Below are 15,150 nucleotides of genomic sequence, written 5' to 3' on the forward strand. Positions count from 1 at the left end.
CCGGTCTGTCCGGCCTCGGCGACCTGATCCTGTCCTGTGCCGGTCCGCAATCGCGCAACTTCGCCGCCGGCCTCGCGCTCGGCCGCGGCGAGGCGCTGCCCGCGGGCAAGCTTGCCGAGGGGCAATATACGGCGCCCGTGCTGGTCGAACTCGCCACCTCGCGCGGCGTCGAGATGCCGGTGGCGCAGGCGGTGGCGGCGATCCTGTCGGGCACGGTGACGATCGACGCGGCGATCGAGGCGCTGATGATGCGACCGTTCAAGGCGGAGGAGTGAGCGTTCCAGCGGGACAACCCGGCCTCATTCGGGCCTCATGGTTCGAGACGCGCCGCGAGCGGCGCTCCTCACCATGAGGATTTGCATGTCGACCAGAATTCAGACCTCGTCCTGAGGCGGGCGTCTCGATGGGCGGCGGCAGGGCGGGCCTGTCGCGGACCTGGTCATCGCTGGGCAAAAGCGTGGCGCTGATGTTCTAAGGTGTTGACCAGGACATTGCCGTCTTCTTTCATCCGCCCGCCGAGCCAACCCGTATTCCGCTCGGGCCTGACGCAACGTGATCTGAGGACCTTGCTGATATGAGCTACTGGCTGGTGAAATCCGAACCCTCGGTGTGGTCCTGGGACCAGCAGGTGGAGAAGGGCGCCAAAGGCGAGGCCTGGACCGGCGTGCGCAACTACACGGCGCGGCAGAATCTCGTCGCGATGAAGAAGGGGGAGCTTGCCTTCTACTATCATTCCAACGAAGGCAAGGCGATCGTCGGCATCGCCGAGATCATCAAGGAGGCCTATCCCGACCCGACCGACAAGACCGAAAAATTCGTCTGCGTCGACATCAAGGCGCACAAGCCGTTCAAGACGCCGGTGACGCTCGCGGCCATCAAGGCCGAGCCGAAGCTCGCCGAGATGGCGCTGGTCAAGCAGTCGCGGCTGTCGGTGCAGCCGGTGACGGCCGACGAATGGAAGCTGGTCTGCAAGATGGGCGGCGTTTAGGGGCGATTGCGCCGTCGCAGCGCTGGTGGTTCTCGATGAGAGCCCAGCGCGCGCAACACCATCGGTGTCGTCTCGGCGAAAGCCGGGACCCATAACCACAGGGGTCAGTTGTCTCGCGGGACTGGCCCCCGGTCTTTTTCAGACATCACGCGGTATGGGTCCCGGCGTTCGCATACGCTCGCAGGGACGACACCGGTTGTTTGGTGTTAGCTCGGCCTTCACGAGCGATCCAAAAAGAAAGGGGCCCCAGCTTGCGCTGGAGCCCCTCAACGGTCAGGGCATTGCCGGGTATTTGCCCGAACCGAAGTTGTGGACCAAGTCCCGTGGGACTTGCTCCCGGGAGAACTCAGTAGTTGTAGGCGCGCTCGCCGTGGTCGGTGATGTCCAGACCCTCGCGCTCCTGCTCGACCGTCGGGCGCAGCCCGATGATCACGTCGACGACCTTGTAGAGGATCGCCGAGCCGACGCCCGACCACACCAGCGTGGCGAGGACAGCCTTGATCTGAGCCAGCATCTGCGTGCCGAACTCGTAGGTGCCAGCGTTGTTGCCGGTGACGTTGGTGTAGTCGGTGATGCCGACGCCGCCGAGAGCCGGGTTGACCAGGATGCCGGTGGCGAGAGCGCCGATGATGCCGCCGACGCAGTGGACACCGAAGACGTCCAGCGCGTCGTCATAGCCCAGCGCGTTCTTCACGGTGGAGACGAAGAACAGGCAAACCGGCGAGACGATCAGGCCGAGGACCAGCGCGCCGATCGGACCGGCATAGCCGGAGGCCGGCGTGACGGCGACGAGACCGGCGACCGCACCCGAGCAGATGCCGAGCAGCGAGGGCTTGCCCTTGACGGCCCATTCGCACAGCAGCCAGGACAGCGCCGCACCGGCGGTGGCGACCATGGTGTTGACGAAGGCCAGCGCGGTCACGCCGTTGGATTCCAGGTTGGAGCCGGCGTTGAAGCCGAACCAGCCGACCCACAGCAGCGCGGCGCCGATCATGGTCATGGTCAGCGAGTGCGGAGCCATCAGCTCCTTGCCGTAGCCGGTGCGCTTGCCGATCAGCACGGCGCCGACGAGGCCCGCGATGCCAGCGTTGATGTGCACCACGGTGCCGCCGGCGAAGTCCAGCGCGCCCGCCTGGAACAGCCAGCCGGCGTTGCTGGTGATTTCGTCGAGCTTGGCCTGAGCGGCGGTCTTGGCAGCGGCGTCGGTAGCGGCAGCGAGAGCCTTGGCGGCGGCAGCGACGTCATCCGGCGCGGGCACGTACCAGACCCAATGCGCGATCGGGAAGTAGATGAAGGTCACCCACAGCAGCACGAACAGCATCACCGCCGAGAACTTGATGCGCTCGGCGAAGGCGCCGACGATCAGGGCCGGGGTGATCATCGCGAAGGTCATCTGGAACACGAAGTAGGCCAGCTCCGGGATCACGACGCCGTTCGAGAAGGTGGCGGCCGTGGAGTTGGCGTCGACACCGTGCAGGAAGGCCTTGGCGAAGCCGCCGACATATTTGGTCATGCTGCCGCCGTCGGTGAAGGCGAGCGAGTAGCCGTACAGCGTCCAGACCACGCCGACCATGGCGACGATCGCGAACACCTGGGTCAGGACGGAGGCCATGTTCTTGGTGCGGACGAGACCGCCGTAGAACAGCGCGAGGCCGGGGACGGACATCATCAGGACGAGTGCGCTGGAGATCAGCATCCAGGCGACGTCGCCCTTGTTGGGAACGGGGGCGGCAGCAGCAGCCGCGGCCGGCGCGTCCTCGGCGAACGCCACATCGGCGAGGCCTGCGACGCAGAGCCCGGCGATTGCGAGCGTAACCCATCCCGCGCTGGTTGGACGTTTGAACGTCATTTTATTCTACTCCGTAAGTGTTCTGGTTTGAGCGCGAAATCAGAGAGCCGCAGCGTCCGCTTCGCCGGTGCGGATGCGCACGGCGTGCTCGAGGCTGATGACGAAGATCTTGCCGTCGCCGATCTGGCCGGTCTTGGCGGCCGAGGAGATCGCATCGATGGTCTTGTCGACCTGGTCGGAGGGGATCGCGACCTCGATCTTGATCTTGGGCAGGAAGCTCACCGCATATTCGGCGCCGCGGTAGATTTCCGTGTGGCCTTTCTGGCGGCCGTATCCCTTCACTTCCGTGACCGTGAGACCATGAACGCCGATGGCGGTCAGGGCGTCCCGGACTTCTTCGAGCTTGAATGGCTTAATGATCGCCATAACAATTTTCATGGGTCCTATCCCCGCTTGGGCCCGGCACGGACGTTACCGAGCGCTTCCTGTCGACTGAGGTTCACCACGCGGAGAGAGCTTCACGACGCGGGCACAGCCGGGGCCGTAGAATCAAATGCCGTGCCAGACGGCTGGTCAGGGCTAACGAGCCGTGAATCCTGATCTTTTCGGCCCTCAGGGGGGGCTTGGGAGCCTGCGCTATTCGGTCGCGCCCAATGAATGGGCGCTCCTGCGCAAAAAATGCGCAGGACAGGCTCAAGACACAATGCTGCTCACTGCGCGGGCAGATTCCCGCGACTCAGAACCGGTCAGATGCCGCCAATTACTGCAGCGCCTCGCCGTGCTGGGAGATGTCGAGACCCTCGAGTTCCTGCTCGCGGGACACCCGCAGCGGCACGAAGGCGCTGACCAGCTTCAGCAGGCCCCAGGTCACCCCGCCCGACCACACCAGGGTGACGGCCACGCCATAGAGCTGCGAGAGCAACTGCTTCGGATTGCCCTCGATCAGCCCAGCTGTGCCGCCGATCGCCGCGGTCGCGAACACGCCGGCCATCAGCGTGCCAGTGAGCCCGCCGATGCCATGGACGCCGAACACGTCGAGCGAATCGTCATAGTTGAAGCGGTGCTTCAGCGAGGTGCAGGCCCAGTAGCAGATGATACCGGCGAGCGCGCCGATGACGAGGCCGTGCCAGGGCGCGACGTAGCCCGAGGCCGGGGTGATGGTGCCGAGGCCGGCGACCGCGCCGGAGATCATGCCGAGGACCGACGGCTTGCGGCGAGTCGACCATTCCAGAGCGCCCCAGGTCACGGCGCCGGCGCAGGCGGCGAGATGCGTCGTGAGGATGGCCATCACGGCATGAGCGTTGGCTGACAGCGCCGAGCCGCCATTGAAGCCGAACCAGCCGACCCACAGCAGGCCGGTGCCGACCACCGCGAGCGACAGGTCGAACGGCGACAGGTTCTCGCTGCCATAGCCATGGCGGCGTCCCATCACCAGCGCGGCCACCAACCCGCCGGTGCCGGCGGAGAGATGCACCACGAGGCCACCGGCGAAATCAACCACACCGGCCTGGGAGAGGAAGCCGCCGCCCCAGATCCAATGTGCCAGCGGCAGATAGACGAAGATGAACCAGGCGACGCCGAACACCAGATAGGCGGAGAAGCGCATGCGGTCGGCGACCGACCCCGCCACCAGCGCCACCGTGATGATCGCGAACGTCATCTGGTACAGCATGAACAGCGCTTCGGGGATGGTCTTGGCGCCGGGATGCACGCTGTCCATGCCCATGCCGGCGAGGAAGGCGCGGTCGAGCGTGCCGATCCAGGGGCCGTCGCCGACGAACGCCAGCGAGTAGCCGAACGCGACCCACAGGATCGAGATCAGCATGACGGCGGCGAGGCTCTGCGCCATCGTCGCCAGCACGTTCTTTTTGCGCACCATGCCCGAGTAGAACAGCGCGAGACCCGGGATCGTCATCATCAGCACCAGCGCGGTGGCGACGATCATCCAGGCGGTGTCGGCCGCGTCGATGGTGGATGGCGCGGCGGCCGAAGCCGGCGTGGTGAAGATAACGGCGCCCGCGGCAGCCAAAGCTGCAGACGCGCGCGGGCAACGAGACGCGCAGGTCCCCATGACAGTCCCCCCGGCATGTCAGATCAGATTGAGAATGTTCGCTCCGCCGCGCCATTGCGGCGGGCGTGCCGCCGTTGCGGCTGTTTAGAGAGCGTCGCTGTCGGTCTCGCCGGTCCGGATGCGGCGGGCATGATCGATCGGCGTGACGAAGATCTTGCCGTCGCCGATCTGGCCGGTGCGCGCATGCGTAGTGATCACCTCGACCGCCTTGTCCGCGATGTCGGAGTTGACCGCGATCTCGATGCGCAGCTTGGGCAGGAAGTTCACGATATATTCGGCGCCGCGATAAATCTCAGTATGACCCTTCTGGCGGCCGTAGCCCTTGACCTCGGTCACGGTCATGCCGTGCACGCCGATCGCGGTGAGGGCCTGGCGCACCTCGTCGAGCTTGAAGGGTTTGATGATCGCGACGACGAGCTTCATGGGCGGGCCTTGATTTCCTCAACGCGGAGCAGCCTGTTTCGGAGGCAGGCTTTGGACGGCCGTTCTGGCCTGTTCCTAGGCAAATGGCACAAAATCAGCGCAGCGTTAAGTGAAAACGTCAAGGAGTGACCGATATCACTGAACGCAATGCGCCATCGACAGACAGATGGAAGACGTTTTGTTGCCTCCCTTATTCAAGGACCTCCCATGTCGAATCGTTCCTGGTATTACGCCGCCCAAGGTCAGCAGCAGGGGCCCGTTTCGGAAGACGAGTTGCGCGACCTGATTGCCAGGGGCGTCGTGACCGCCGAGACCTTGCTGTGGAGCGACGGCATGGCCGGCTGGGAGAAGGCCGGGCGGATTCCCGGGCTGATGTCGGGCATGCCCAGTATTTCACCGGCCGGCCCGCCTGCCTTCGATGGCGGCAGCGCCGTCTCCACGGGGGCGCTCTCGGCCAAGCTCGATACCTGGCCCTATCTTGGCTGGACGCTGTTGTACGTGCTCGGCCAGTTCCTGGTCGTTATCACGCCGTGGACTGCCGTCTATCTCTATCGCTATGTCATCGAGCGGATCAGGGTGCCCGGCCGGCCCAATCTCACCTTCACCGGCCAGCCGCTGGACATCTGGTACGTCTTCATCGGCATGGGCGTGCTGACCTATGTCGGCTTCAGCGACCGGCCGATCCTGAGCGTGATCTCCTTGCTCGGTCCGGCCATCCTGGGCTGGATGGTGGTGCGCTGGGTCGTCACCAAGCTGGCCTCCAACGGCGAGCCGCTGCCGCTCCGCTTCGAAGGCAATCCGCTTGCCTATGTCGGCTGGTACCTGCTGTTGCTGGTCTCCAGCATCACCATCGTCGGTTGGGCCTGGGTGCTGACGGCATGGATGCGCTGGATGTGCCGCAACGTCCAGGGCTCGCGCCGCGAGCTGGTGTTCAACGCCTCGGGCCTGCAGGTGCTCTGGCGCACCCTGGTGTTGACCTTCGGCTGCGCCTTCATCATTCCGATCCCGTGGCTGCTGCGCTGGTACAGCGTCTGGTACATCGGCCAGTTCGCGCTGGTGCCGCGCACCGCGCAGCCGATGTGACGCAGCTACGACCGGCGCTCGCGGATTGATCCCTCCTGCGCGACGGAGGCGACCAGCGTGCCGTCGGGCTTGAAGATCGAGCCGCGGGTCAGCCCGCGGCCACCCTGCGCGCTCGGCGAATCCTGCGCATAGAGCAGCCATTCGTCGGCGCGGAACGGCCGGTGAAACCACATCGCATGATCAAGCGACGCCGGCATCATGCGCTTGTCGAACAGGGTCCGGCCGTAGCGCGCCATGACCGCGTCGAGCAGCGAGAAGTCCGACGCATAGGCCAACGCGCACATGTGCAGCGCCGGATCGTCCGGCAGCGTGGCGGCCGTCTTGATCCAGACATGGATGCGGCCGTCGTCGATCTTCTGGCCGAAATAGCGGCTGAGCTCGACGGGACGCAATTCGATGGGGCGATCGGATTCGTAATAGCGGCGGATGAAGTCCGGCATGCGCTGGAAGACCTCCTGAAACATCGGCTGCTTGGAGATCTCCTCGGCCGTCAGCTTCTCCGGCGGCGGCACGTCCGGCATCTTGTCCTGGTGGTTGAACGCGCTCTCCTCGTCGCTGTGGAAGGAGACCATGATCGAGAAGATCGCGTTGCCGTGCTGGATCGCGGTGACGCGGCGCGTCGCATAGCTCTTGCCGTCGCGCAGCCGCTCGACCTGGTAGATGATCGGCACCTGCGGATCGCCGGGCAGGATGAAATAGCAGTGCAGCGAATGCGGCAGCCGGCCCTCCACGGTGCGGCAGGCCGCCATCATCGCCTGGCCGATCACCTGGCCGCCGAACACGCGCTGCCAGCTGGTCTTCGGGCTGTTGCCGCGGAACAGGTTCACCTCGATCGGCTCGAGATCGAGGATCGAGATCAGGTCGATCAGTCCCTTGGACATGGCATGGTGCTTTCGCTGGCTCGGCCGCCGGCTCCGGCCCGCTTTTGCAGGCATCAGCCATCCGCAAACGTCGGATGGGGGTCGCGGCCCTTGGTTCTGCCCTCTGTTTCGCCTAGCTATACTCCACCCGCAAGAGCAACCGTGAGCAGGGCGTCATGACGACACAGCGAAGCATTGTCATTTGTGGCGGGGCCTTTGCCGGCCTGGCGCTCGCGCTGGCGCTGCGGCAGGGCCTCGGCGCCGAGGTGCCGGTGATCGTGGCCGATCCGGCGCTCGCCAACAGGCCGAGCCGCGATCCGCGCGCCAGCGCCATCGTCGCGGCCTGCCGCAAGCTGTTCGACGCGATTGGCGTGTGGGGCGACGTGGCGCCTGAGGCGCAGCCGATCCTCGACATGGTGATCACCGATTCCAGGCTCGAGGACGCGACGCGACCGGCCTTCCTGACCTTCGCGGGGCAGGTCGAGGCCGGCGAGCCGTTCGCGCATATGGTCGAGAACCGGCTGCTGATCGATGCGCTGGTCAAGCATGCCGAGGCCGCCGGCGTCGAGCTCAAGGCGATGCCGGTGACCGGCTTCAAGACACGGACCGACGCCGTCGCGGTGACGCTCGGCGATGGCAGCGAACTCGAGGCGAGCCTGCTGGTGGCGGCCGACGGCGCGCGATCCAGGCTGCGCGAGCGCGCGGGCATCCAGACCCATGGCTGGGACTACGACCAGTCCGGCATCGTCGTCACCGTCGGTCACGAGCGCGACCATAACGGTCGCGCCGAGGAGCATTTCCTGCCGCCCGGACCGTTCGCGATCCTGCCGCTGACCGGCAAGCGCTCGTCGCTGGTGTGGACCGAGCGGCGCAGGGAGGCGCAGCGTCTGGTGGCGCTCAGTGCCGACGAATTCCATGCCGAGCTGGAGAAACGCGCCGGCCTGCATCTCGGCGAGCTCAAGGTGCTCGATCAGCCTCGCGCGTTTCCGCTGTCCTATTTCGTCGCCCGCTCCTTCATCGCGCCGCGCTTGGCGCTGGTCGGCGACGCCGCCCATGTGATCCATCCGATCGCGGGGCAGGGGCTCAACATGGGCCTCAAGGACGTCGCTGCGCTGGCCGAGGTCGTGGTGGATGCCGCGCGGATGGGGATCGATCCGGGGCAGGTCGATGTGCTCGAAAGCTATCAGCGCTGGCGCCGTTTCGACACCATGGCGATGGGCGTCGCCACGAACTCGCTGAACTTCCTGTTCTCGAACAAGTCGACCTTGCTGCGCACCGTGCGCGACATCGGCCTCGGCCTCGTCGATCGCGCGCCGCCATTGAAGGAGCTGTTCATCAAGCAGGCCGCAGGCCTCACCGGCGAGATGCCGCGGCTTTTGAAAGGCGAGGCGTTGTAGCAGCTGGAGCATGATGCCGATGTCGTGGAAACATGATGCTCCGACTGACGACTAGGATGATGCGCACCGGCCGCTCTGTGCGGCGGTCGCAAAACCGCCGATGAATGACGATGGCAAGGCGCCGCGATCTCGCTCTCACCCTCCGCTGGAGGGGGAGGGGTGCTCGCGCGCGAAGCGGGCGAGCGGGGTGGGGTGAAGTCGTGGAAACCGGTGCCAGTGGAGAGATCACCTCACCCCGGCTCACACGCGCTTTCGCGCCTATGAGCCGACCCTCCCCCTCCAGGCGAGGGTGACAGTGGGGCTCATCTCAAAGCTGCGCGCTGCGAAGTTAGGGACGTGCGCGAGGCTGCCAGATGCGGTTCCGTGGAAACACATCGTGCTCTAGCGCGGGCCTGCAGCGGCGATGAAGCCGGCGACGGCGTCGACCATGTCGGGATCGAGCGGGCGGTCCGGGTCGTTGTAGGACGACAGGTTCTCGTCCTCGTTGGCGACGTCGACCAGGACGTGGTTCATCTCCGGCAACCACAGTGTCTTGGCGGCCGGAGCTGCGGCGGCGAGCGCGACCATGTCGAGGCGGGCGACCTGCTGATCGCGACCGCCACCGACGATCAGGATCGGGATCACGAGCTGCTTCAGAGGATCGATCGGATCCTCGGTGAAGGCGGAGCCGATGCCGGGTTGCATGCTCGGCGCGATCGGCAACTCCGGCGGCGGCGGATCGACGATCTGCCCGGCCATGATGGCATCGATCGCCTTGGCGACCGGCTCCATCTTCGTGGCCGGCAGCTTCTTCTCGAGCTGCGCCTTGAGCAGGTCGCCCTGCCGCCGCGCCGATGCCGCGAGCAGGACGAGGCGATCGACCGGAGTGCGGCGGGCGGTGAGGATCGCGACCAGACCGCCTTCGCTGTGGCCGACGAGCGCGATGCGCGCGAACTTGCCGCGCAGAAAGTCGACGAGCGCGGCGCTGTCGTCGACATAGTCCTTGAAGCGGAAGTCCTGCGGCTTGCCGAACTCCGACTTCCAGCCGCCCGCGCCACGCTTGTCGTAGCGGAGGCTGGCGATGCCGCGGGCGGCGAGCTGCTCGGCGAGCTTCTTCAGGGTCGCCGGCTTCAGCTGCGGCCCGTTGCCATCCCGGTCCGTCGACCCGGACCCGGCGATCAGCAGCGCGACCGGCGGCCGCTCGACGCCGGATGGCGTGGTCAGCACGGCGTCGATGGCGCCCACGCGGATTGCGCTCTCCTCAGCGGAGGCCGCCGAGGTGAGGAGGGCCAGGGCCAGCGCGCAGCGGATGACGACGGCCCGCATCGGTCAGTCGATCTTCCGCGCTTCCTCGGGCAGCATGATCGGAATGCCGTCGCGGATCGGATAAGCGAGCTTCGCCGAGCGCGACACCAGCTCCTGCTTGGCCGCGTCATACTCCAGCGGGCCTTTGGTCATCGGGCAGACCAGGATTTCGAGCAGCTTGGGATCGACGGAATTGGCGGGGCGTTCGAGCGGGGCGTTCATGGCATCTGTCTCCGGCGGCCGCCTCTCTATCACACAAGCGGCCGCGCTGTCGTCCCCTCACGGCCTGAGCAGCGCGATCCGGATCAGCTCGCTGAGCACGGCGTCCTGCTGCGCGGCGGGCAGTGGCCGGCCCGACAAGGCGTAGCCGAGGAACGCCCAGTACAGCACCTGGGCACGGGCCGCCGCGATCTCCGGGGCCAGGCCATCGGCGGCGAGCAGGCTCTGGATGTAGCCGAGCCGCCGCTTGTCGATTGCCTGGACCGCCTGCTGTGCGACGGCGTCGGATGCGGCCCAGCTGCGGACGGCCCGCTCCAGGGCGGCCCTGATCGTGAAGCTGCGGCGTAGCAGCACCGCGATCGCTGGCTCGGCGCCAGCACTGGCCTCGACGCCGCTGATGACCTGCTCGGCCGCGATCTCCCGCCAATGCTTCAGCAATTCGGCGTGAAACGTCGCTACATCGGCGAAATGCCAATAGAAGCTGCCGCGGGACACGCCCATGGCCTTGGCCATCGGCTCCGCCTTCAGCGCCGTGAAGCCCTGACTGGCCAATATCCTGAGGCCCTGGTCGAGCCAGTCCTTGGCAGAGAGCTGCTCGCTCATGTCGTCACCATCGCGCTCTCCATACACAACTGTATTGACGGGCGCCAGAATCGGATGCATCCTCCATACAGTACTGTATGGAGGATGCGATGCGTGATGTCGTGTTGCAGGCTGCCGGGCTGGCGTCGATCGCGGTCGCGCTGATCCATGGTGTTCTCGGCGAGACGGTCGTCTTTGCCCGGGCGACGATCTCCCCGGAGCGGCTGCGGACCCTGCTGCGGCTTGTCTGGCAGGCGGGGACGGTGGCGTGGATCGGCTTCGGCGCCCTGCTGGTCGCAGCACCAGCGCTGGGCTCCGAGGCGGCGCGTCATTGGATTGTCATCATGGCGATCGGCGTGTTCGCCTTCGCCGCAGTCGCCAACGCGGTGGCCACGCGTGCACGCCATCCGGGCTGGATCATGCTCGTTGGCGTCGTGGCGCTCGCGGCGGCAGGCTATTGAGCGGCCCGCGCAAGGCGGCGAGCTGCAGCGGGCGAGAGTGCGCCCAGATCTCGTCTCGTCTTCGCTTTGCATCAGCAATCAAACAGCCAAGTCTCGACCACACTCCGCAATGCGCGGCAGTGATATGGCGAGCCCGCGAACTTCGTAACGAAACGGAGCCGCAAGGCCGCTCGCAGCCAAGCGCTCGCCACTGCCGCGACACATTCGCAAAGAATGGTTCCAACTTAGAAGGAGTCTCTTTGCAGACCCGGCGGCGGGCCGCTTAGCTGTTCGTCGTCGCGAACGGGTACCGCGCCGTCGTCGCTCGATGCGGTCGTGTACCAGTTCTCCGATTTGCTTGGCTGAATACGAGAGGACTGATCGATGTTGGTCGACGTGGTGCGAAGGGTGGTCGTTGCAGGCGGCGGTCTCGGCATGCTGCTGCTGGCGACGCAGGTGCAGGCTGGGGGGCCGAACGAGATCTGCCTCACTTATGCGAACGGCCAGTTCGAACCCAAGGAGCCGACGGTTCCAGCCGATGCGCCGCTGACCATCCGCGTCAAGAACATGGAAGGCAAGGCGATCGAGTTCGAGAGCGAGACCCTGAAGATCGAGAAGGTGATCGCGGCCAACAGCGAGGCCATCCTCAACGTTCGGGCGATGAAGTCGGGTCGCTATGAGTTCTACAACGACTTCAACGAAAAGGCCCGCGGCTTCGTCAACGTCCAATAGGTCCTGGTCCCATGCTTGCCGCACTGATCATCGTCTTCCGCGAAGTGTTCGAGGCCGGCCTGATCGTCGGCATCGTGCTGGCCGTCACCAGCGCAGTCCCGCATCGCCTGCGCTGGATCGGTGCTGGACTGTTTGCCGGGCTCGTCGGTGCCTGCATCGTCGCGGCTTTCGCGGGCACGCTGACGCAGCTGTTCGAAGGCATGGGGCAGGAGGTGTTCAATGCGGCGATCCTCTCCACCGCCGTGATCATGCTGACCTGGCACAATGTCTGGATGGCCCGGCACGGCCGCGAGATGGCCAGCGAACTGCGCACGATGGGGCAGGCGGTCGCCGAAGGGGCCAAGCCGTTGGTCGCGCTGGCGACGGTGATTGCAATCGCCGTGCTGCGCGAGGGCAGCGAGGTGGCGCTGTTCCTCTATGGCGTCGCGGCGTCGGATGAGGGCGGTGGCCGTGCGCTGCTCGGCGGCGGCGCGCTCGGCCTGCTGCTCGGGGTCGCCGTCTGCCTTGCGACCTATCTCGGCCTGATGCGGATCCCGCCGCGCGCGCTGTTTCGGACCACCACTGTTCTGATCACCTTGTTGTCCGCCGGCATGGCCGCCCAGGCCGTGTTCTTCCTCGCCCGCGCCAACTGGCTGACCTCGTTCGACCAGGTGATATGGGATTCGAGTGCGGTTCTGCCGGAGAAGGGTCTCGCCGGACGGACGCTGAAGGCGCTGATCGGCTATACCGACCAGCCGACCGCCATGCAGCTCGCGGTCTATGTCGGGGTGATCGTGGCGACGATCGCGCTGATGCGACTCACGGCGACGCCGGCTCCGCCGCGCGCCGTCGCTGCCGAGTGATAGCTCGCGCGATCACTGCAGCGGCGGATCGCCGGAGGTCCGTTTCTTGGCGAGGTCCATCTCGGTGACGGCGACCAGGATCTCGGCGCGCGTCTTGAGGTCCGGCGCCTCCAGCATGGCCTGCTTCTCGGCGGGACCGTAAGGCGACATCATCGCCAGGGCGTTGACGAGCGCCTCGTTCGGCGCGGCCTCGATGCCGGCCCAATCGACCTTCAGGTTGTTCGCCTTCAGAAAATCGGTCAGCACCGCCAGCAGCGCCTCGCGGTCGACGGCATTTTCTCCCTTCCGCGCGGTAAAGTCGTCGATGAACGGGAAATAGTCGACCTTGCACTGACGATACGGCGTCAGCACCGTCATCTCCTCGACCACTTTAAACCGTGACACGCCGGTGAGTTCGAGGATGTAGCGGCCATCGCCGGATTCGGCGAGCTGCGTGATCCGGCCGACGCAGCCGACCTTAAACAGCACCGGCCGCTCTTCGCTGGACGAGTGCGTGACATCGGGCTGGATCATGCCGATCAACCGATGGCCGTCGCGGAAGGCGTCGTCGACCATCGCGAGGTAGCGCGGCTCAAAAATGTTCAGCGGCATTTGGCCGCGCGGGAGCAGGAGCGCACCGGCGAGCGGAAACACCGGGATGATCTCCGGCAGCTCGGCAGGACCGCGATATTCGGCATTGATCGGCATGCGATACCTCGTGTCCGCTCGACTGCTATCCGCTGAAGACCGCGCCCCGCCCGAGGGAATCTACGAGAACAGAATCGTCGACAGCCGCTTGCGGCCCTCGACGGTGGCCTCGTCGGCGCCGCCCCAGGCTTCGAAGAACTGGACGAGCTGCTTGCGCGCGCCGTCCTCGTTCCATTTGCGGTCGCGCTTGACGATCTCGAGCAGGTGGTCGGTGGCTTCCTTCCGCTTGCCCGCAGCGTTGAGCGCAATCGCGAGATCGAAACGCGCCTGATGATCGACTGGATTGGTGGCGACCTTCTGTTCGAGCTCACCGATGGGGCCGAGCGACTGCGCCTGCTCGGCCAGATCGATGGCGGCCTGGACGGCCGAGACGGCCGAGTCGCTGCGCTTGGCTTCAGGCACCTGGGCCAACGTCTCCTTGGCCTGCTCGATCGCACCGGTTTCGAGATAGCATTTCGCGAGGCCGGCAAGCGCGGGAACGTTGGCGGCGTCGAACGACAGCACCTCGGCGTAGATCTGCGCCGCGCCGGCCGGATCGCCCTCCGCCAACACCGCCTCGGCTTCCTTGAGGATCTCGTTGATGTCGGGCTCGCCGACGCCGGGAACGCCCTTGGTGATCTTCTCGATGAAGGCATTGATCTGGCTCTCGGGCACGGCGCCCATGAAGCCATCCGCAGGGCGTCCGCCGACGAAGGCGATCACGGCCGGGATCGACTGGATGCCCATCTGGCCCGGAATGGCCGGATGCTCGTCGATGTTCATCTTGACCAGCTTGACCTTGCCCTTGGCGGCCTTGACGGCCTTCTCCAGGATCGGGGTCAGCTGCTTGCACGGTCCGCACCACGGCGCCCAGAAGTCGATGAGGACCGGCTGACGCTTCGATTCCTCGATCACGTCCTTCACGAAGGTCTGCGTGGTGGTGTCCTTGATCAGATCCGGCACCTGCGGCGCCGCTCCGCCGCCCTGCTCAACAATGGTCACGAGGTCCTCGTCCGAAAAAATCTGGGATGGGCAGCGCGCCGGGAACCGGCCGCCGCCGCGCCTCAATACACGGTTTCCATCGCTTTAAGTGGCGGTCGCCTGGGAAATTTCAATCCGGCCGGGCTCAAGGCCGGCCAATGGCCGATTCCACCCGGTTTGGTCGCCTCCGACACCCAAAATTGAAGGCCGCCGGCACACGAAACCTGTCGCAGACCTGTTGCATTCGTCCGCGGCATTTGGCATAGGTCTGCCCGTCGCTGGCGGCCACGCCGCTCAGGCGTCACGGATGCGGGTGTAGCTCAGTGGTAGAGCACGACCTTGCCAAGGTCGGGGTCGAGGGTTCGAACCCCTTCGCCCGCTCCAAATCGCCGCTCCGCCGATCATCTTATTGCAAAGCTTACTGCGCTCGCTGGGCCTTGTCCCAGGCCGCGAAGGCATCCGCGAACACGCGATCCCCAGTCGGACCTTTCCCGATCGCCAGAATGCCCCGTCGCTCGTTGGTGTAGACCAGGGGAATGTCGATCCATTCGCGCCCGGCGAGAAGCTCCTCGTTTCGCACCCGGTCGGCCTGAACGTCGGAGAAGCCGACCAGAAACGACCCTTCCGTCACCTTCACGGCAAGCCCGGCCAGCGGCGTGCCGCGCGCCTGCTCACTCGTCTTCATCAGCATTCCCGGCACGCTGCCGACACCGCCCCCGACGAAATCGGCGGCGCGCACGAAAGTGAGATCGGCGACGTGGCTGGCCGGCAACGTCGGGTCGTCGTTTTGGCG

At 65.9% G+C, this 15,150-nt stretch carries 17 protein-coding genes, 1 tRNA gene and 1 pseudogene; 8 read left to right on the forward strand and 11 right to left on the reverse strand.

What is annotated here, in order from left to right; translation table 11 throughout:
• Together BRAO375_RS33435 and BRAO375_RS33440 are read left to right on the forward strand one after the other, a co-directional pair.
• The coding region (locus BRAO375_RS33435; RefSeq protein ID WP_035643445.1) for an NAD(P)H-dependent glycerol-3-phosphate dehydrogenase at window positions 1-275 on the forward strand (275 nt) is incomplete at its 5' end.
• 299 nt (window positions 276-574) lie between these two features.
• Window positions 575-988 (forward strand): EVE domain-containing protein, encoded by a 414-nt coding sequence (locus BRAO375_RS33440; protein WP_009031845.1) that lies wholly within the window; start codon window positions 575-577, stop codon window positions 986-988.
• A 346-nt stretch (window positions 989-1,334) separates the two neighbouring features.
• On the opposite strand, the gene BRAO375_RS33445 is transcribed toward BRAO375_RS33440, so the two are convergent.
• The 4 genes from BRAO375_RS33445 to BRAO375_RS33460 all read right to left on the reverse strand — a co-directional run bounded on the left by BRAO375_RS33445 (window position 1,335) and on the right by BRAO375_RS33460 (window position 5,271).
• Window positions 1,335-2,837: an ammonium transporter gene (locus BRAO375_RS33445; protein ID WP_009031846.1), complete on the reverse strand. Its 1,503-nt coding sequence runs from the start codon at window positions 2,835-2,837 to the stop codon at window positions 1,335-1,337.
• A gap of 39 nt (window positions 2,838-2,876) precedes the next feature.
• Complete coding sequence (locus BRAO375_RS33450) at window positions 2,877-3,215, reverse strand: P-II family nitrogen regulator (protein WP_008971557.1); 339 nt, start codon at window positions 3,213-3,215, stop codon at window positions 2,877-2,879.
• 322 nt (window positions 3,216-3,537) lie between these two features.
• Window positions 3,538-4,848 (reverse strand): ammonium transporter, encoded by a 1,311-nt coding sequence (locus BRAO375_RS33455; protein ID WP_009031847.1) that lies wholly within the window; start codon window positions 4,846-4,848, stop codon window positions 3,538-3,540.
• Window positions 4,849-4,932: 84 nt separating this feature from the next.
• Window positions 4,933-5,271 (reverse strand): P-II family nitrogen regulator, encoded by a 339-nt coding sequence (locus BRAO375_RS33460; protein WP_009031848.1) that lies wholly within the window; start codon window positions 5,269-5,271, stop codon window positions 4,933-4,935.
• Window positions 5,272-5,478: 207 nt separating this feature from the next.
• Here BRAO375_RS33460 and BRAO375_RS33465 point away from each other — a divergent pair, with 207 nt between their 5' ends.
• Window positions 5,479-6,354 (forward strand): DUF4339 domain-containing protein, encoded by an 876-nt coding sequence (locus BRAO375_RS33465; RefSeq protein WP_009031849.1) that lies wholly within the window; start codon window positions 5,479-5,481, stop codon window positions 6,352-6,354.
• 5 nt (window positions 6,355-6,359) lie between these two features.
• Here the strand turns inward: BRAO375_RS33465 and tesB are convergent, their stop codons facing one another.
• Window positions 6,360-7,235 carry an acyl-CoA thioesterase II gene (tesB, locus tag BRAO375_RS33470; RefSeq protein WP_009031850.1) on the reverse strand — a complete coding sequence of 292 codons (876 nt, stop codon included), beginning with the start codon at window positions 7,233-7,235 and terminating at the stop codon, window positions 6,360-6,362.
• Window positions 7,236-7,390: 155 nt separating this feature from the next.
• Between tesB and BRAO375_RS33475 the strand changes: the two genes are divergently transcribed.
• Window positions 7,391-8,611 (forward strand): ubiquinone biosynthesis hydroxylase, encoded by a 1,221-nt coding sequence (locus BRAO375_RS33475; protein ID WP_009031851.1) that lies wholly within the window; start codon window positions 7,391-7,393, stop codon window positions 8,609-8,611.
• Between the two features lie 381 nt (window positions 8,612-8,992).
• On the opposite strand, the gene BRAO375_RS33480 is transcribed toward BRAO375_RS33475, so the two are convergent.
• From BRAO375_RS33480 to BRAO375_RS33490, 3 genes are read right to left on the reverse strand one after another with little or no spacing between them, the layout of a single operon-like run.
• Window positions 8,993-9,916: an alpha/beta hydrolase gene (locus BRAO375_RS33480; RefSeq protein ID WP_009031852.1), complete on the reverse strand. Its 924-nt coding sequence runs from the start codon at window positions 9,914-9,916 to the stop codon at window positions 8,993-8,995.
• 3 nt (window positions 9,917-9,919) lie between these two features.
• Window positions 9,920-10,117 (reverse strand): Trm112 family protein, encoded by a 198-nt coding sequence (locus tag BRAO375_RS33485; protein ID WP_006613415.1) that lies wholly within the window; start codon window positions 10,115-10,117, stop codon window positions 9,920-9,922.
• A gap of 57 nt (window positions 10,118-10,174) precedes the next feature.
• Window positions 10,175-10,717, reverse strand: coding sequence for a TetR/AcrR family transcriptional regulator (locus tag BRAO375_RS33490; protein ID WP_009031853.1), 543 nt, complete (start codon window positions 10,715-10,717; stop codon window positions 10,175-10,177).
• 89 nt (window positions 10,718-10,806) lie between these two features.
• Here BRAO375_RS33490 and BRAO375_RS33495 point away from each other — a divergent pair, with 89 nt between their 5' ends.
• From BRAO375_RS33495 to BRAO375_RS33505, 3 genes are all read left to right on the forward strand, one after another.
• Complete coding sequence (locus BRAO375_RS33495; protein ID WP_009031854.1) at window positions 10,807-11,157, forward strand: hypothetical protein; 351 nt, start codon at window positions 10,807-10,809, stop codon at window positions 11,155-11,157.
• A gap of 363 nt (window positions 11,158-11,520) precedes the next feature.
• Complete coding sequence (locus BRAO375_RS33500; protein ID WP_244423416.1) at window positions 11,521-11,868, forward strand: cupredoxin domain-containing protein; 348 nt, start codon at window positions 11,521-11,523, stop codon at window positions 11,866-11,868.
• An 11-nt stretch (window positions 11,869-11,879) separates the two neighbouring features.
• On the forward strand, window positions 11,880-12,710 hold the full coding sequence (locus tag BRAO375_RS33505; RefSeq protein ID WP_009031856.1) for an FTR1 family iron permease: 831 nt from the start codon (window positions 11,880-11,882) through the stop codon (window positions 12,708-12,710).
• A 12-nt stretch (window positions 12,711-12,722) separates the two neighbouring features.
• Here the strand turns inward: BRAO375_RS33505 and BRAO375_RS33510 are convergent, their stop codons facing one another.
• Window positions 12,723-13,397 carry an LON peptidase substrate-binding domain-containing protein gene (locus tag BRAO375_RS33510; protein WP_009031857.1) on the reverse strand — a complete coding sequence of 225 codons (675 nt, stop codon included), beginning with the start codon at window positions 13,395-13,397 and terminating at the stop codon, window positions 12,723-12,725.
• A gap of 60 nt (window positions 13,398-13,457) precedes the next feature.
• Window positions 13,458-14,378 carry a thioredoxin gene (gene trxA, locus BRAO375_RS33515; RefSeq protein ID WP_009031858.1) on the reverse strand — a complete coding sequence of 307 codons (921 nt, stop codon included), beginning with the start codon at window positions 14,376-14,378 and terminating at the stop codon, window positions 13,458-13,460.
• A gap of 288 nt (window positions 14,379-14,666) precedes the next feature.
• Between trxA and BRAO375_RS33520 the strand changes: the two genes are divergently transcribed.
• Window positions 14,667-14,741, forward strand: a tRNA-Gly gene (locus BRAO375_RS33520).
• Window positions 14,742-14,775: 34 nt separating this feature from the next.
• Here BRAO375_RS33520 and BRAO375_RS33525 read toward each other — a convergent pair.
• A pseudogene (locus tag BRAO375_RS33525) lies at window positions 14,776-15,150 on the reverse strand (caspase family protein); the annotation flags it as partial.

It is taken from the genome of Bradyrhizobium sp. ORS 375 (assembly GCF_000239775.1).
GTDB lineage: Bacteria > Pseudomonadota > Alphaproteobacteria > Rhizobiales > Xanthobacteraceae > Bradyrhizobium.

Coding starts and splice junctions, on each gene's coding strand:
- BRAO375_RS33475 (WP_009031851.1), top strand. CDS start 7,391: ATGACGACACAGCGAAGCATTGTCATTTGTGGCGGGGCCTTTGCCGGC.
- BRAO375_RS33445 (WP_009031846.1), bottom strand. CDS start 2,837: ATGACGTTCAAACGTCCAACCAGCGCGGGATGGGTTACGCTCGCAATC.
- tesB (WP_009031850.1), bottom strand. CDS start 7,235: ATGTCCAAGGGACTGATCGACCTGATCTCGATCCTCGATCTCGAGCCG.
- BRAO375_RS33510 (WP_009031857.1), bottom strand. CDS start 13,397: ATGCCGATCAATGCCGAATATCGCGGTCCTGCCGAGCTGCCGGAGATC.
- BRAO375_RS33450 (WP_008971557.1), bottom strand. CDS start 3,215: ATGAAAATTGTTATGGCGATCATTAAGCCATTCAAGCTCGAAGAAGTC.
- BRAO375_RS33500 (WP_244423416.1), top strand. CDS start 11,521: ATGTTGGTCGACGTGGTGCGAAGGGTGGTCGTTGCAGGCGGCGGTCTC.
- BRAO375_RS33480 (WP_009031852.1), bottom strand. CDS start 9,916: ATGCGGGCCGTCGTCATCCGCTGCGCGCTGGCCCTGGCCCTCCTCACC.
- BRAO375_RS33490 (WP_009031853.1), bottom strand. CDS start 10,717: ATGAGCGAGCAGCTCTCTGCCAAGGACTGGCTCGACCAGGGCCTCAGG.
- BRAO375_RS33465 (WP_009031849.1), top strand. CDS start 5,479: ATGTCGAATCGTTCCTGGTATTACGCCGCCCAAGGTCAGCAGCAGGGG.
- BRAO375_RS33485 (WP_006613415.1), bottom strand. CDS start 10,117: ATGAACGCCCCGCTCGAACGCCCCGCCAATTCCGTCGATCCCAAGCTG.
- BRAO375_RS33455 (WP_009031847.1), bottom strand. CDS start 4,848: ATGGGGACCTGCGCGTCTCGTTGCCCGCGCGCGTCTGCAGCTTTGGCT.
- BRAO375_RS33460 (WP_009031848.1), bottom strand. CDS start 5,271: ATGAAGCTCGTCGTCGCGATCATCAAACCCTTCAAGCTCGACGAGGTG.
- BRAO375_RS33505 (WP_009031856.1), top strand. CDS start 11,880: ATGCTTGCCGCACTGATCATCGTCTTCCGCGAAGTGTTCGAGGCCGGC.
- BRAO375_RS33495 (WP_009031854.1), top strand. CDS start 10,807: ATGCGTGATGTCGTGTTGCAGGCTGCCGGGCTGGCGTCGATCGCGGTC.
- BRAO375_RS33440 (WP_009031845.1), top strand. CDS start 575: ATGAGCTACTGGCTGGTGAAATCCGAACCCTCGGTGTGGTCCTGGGAC.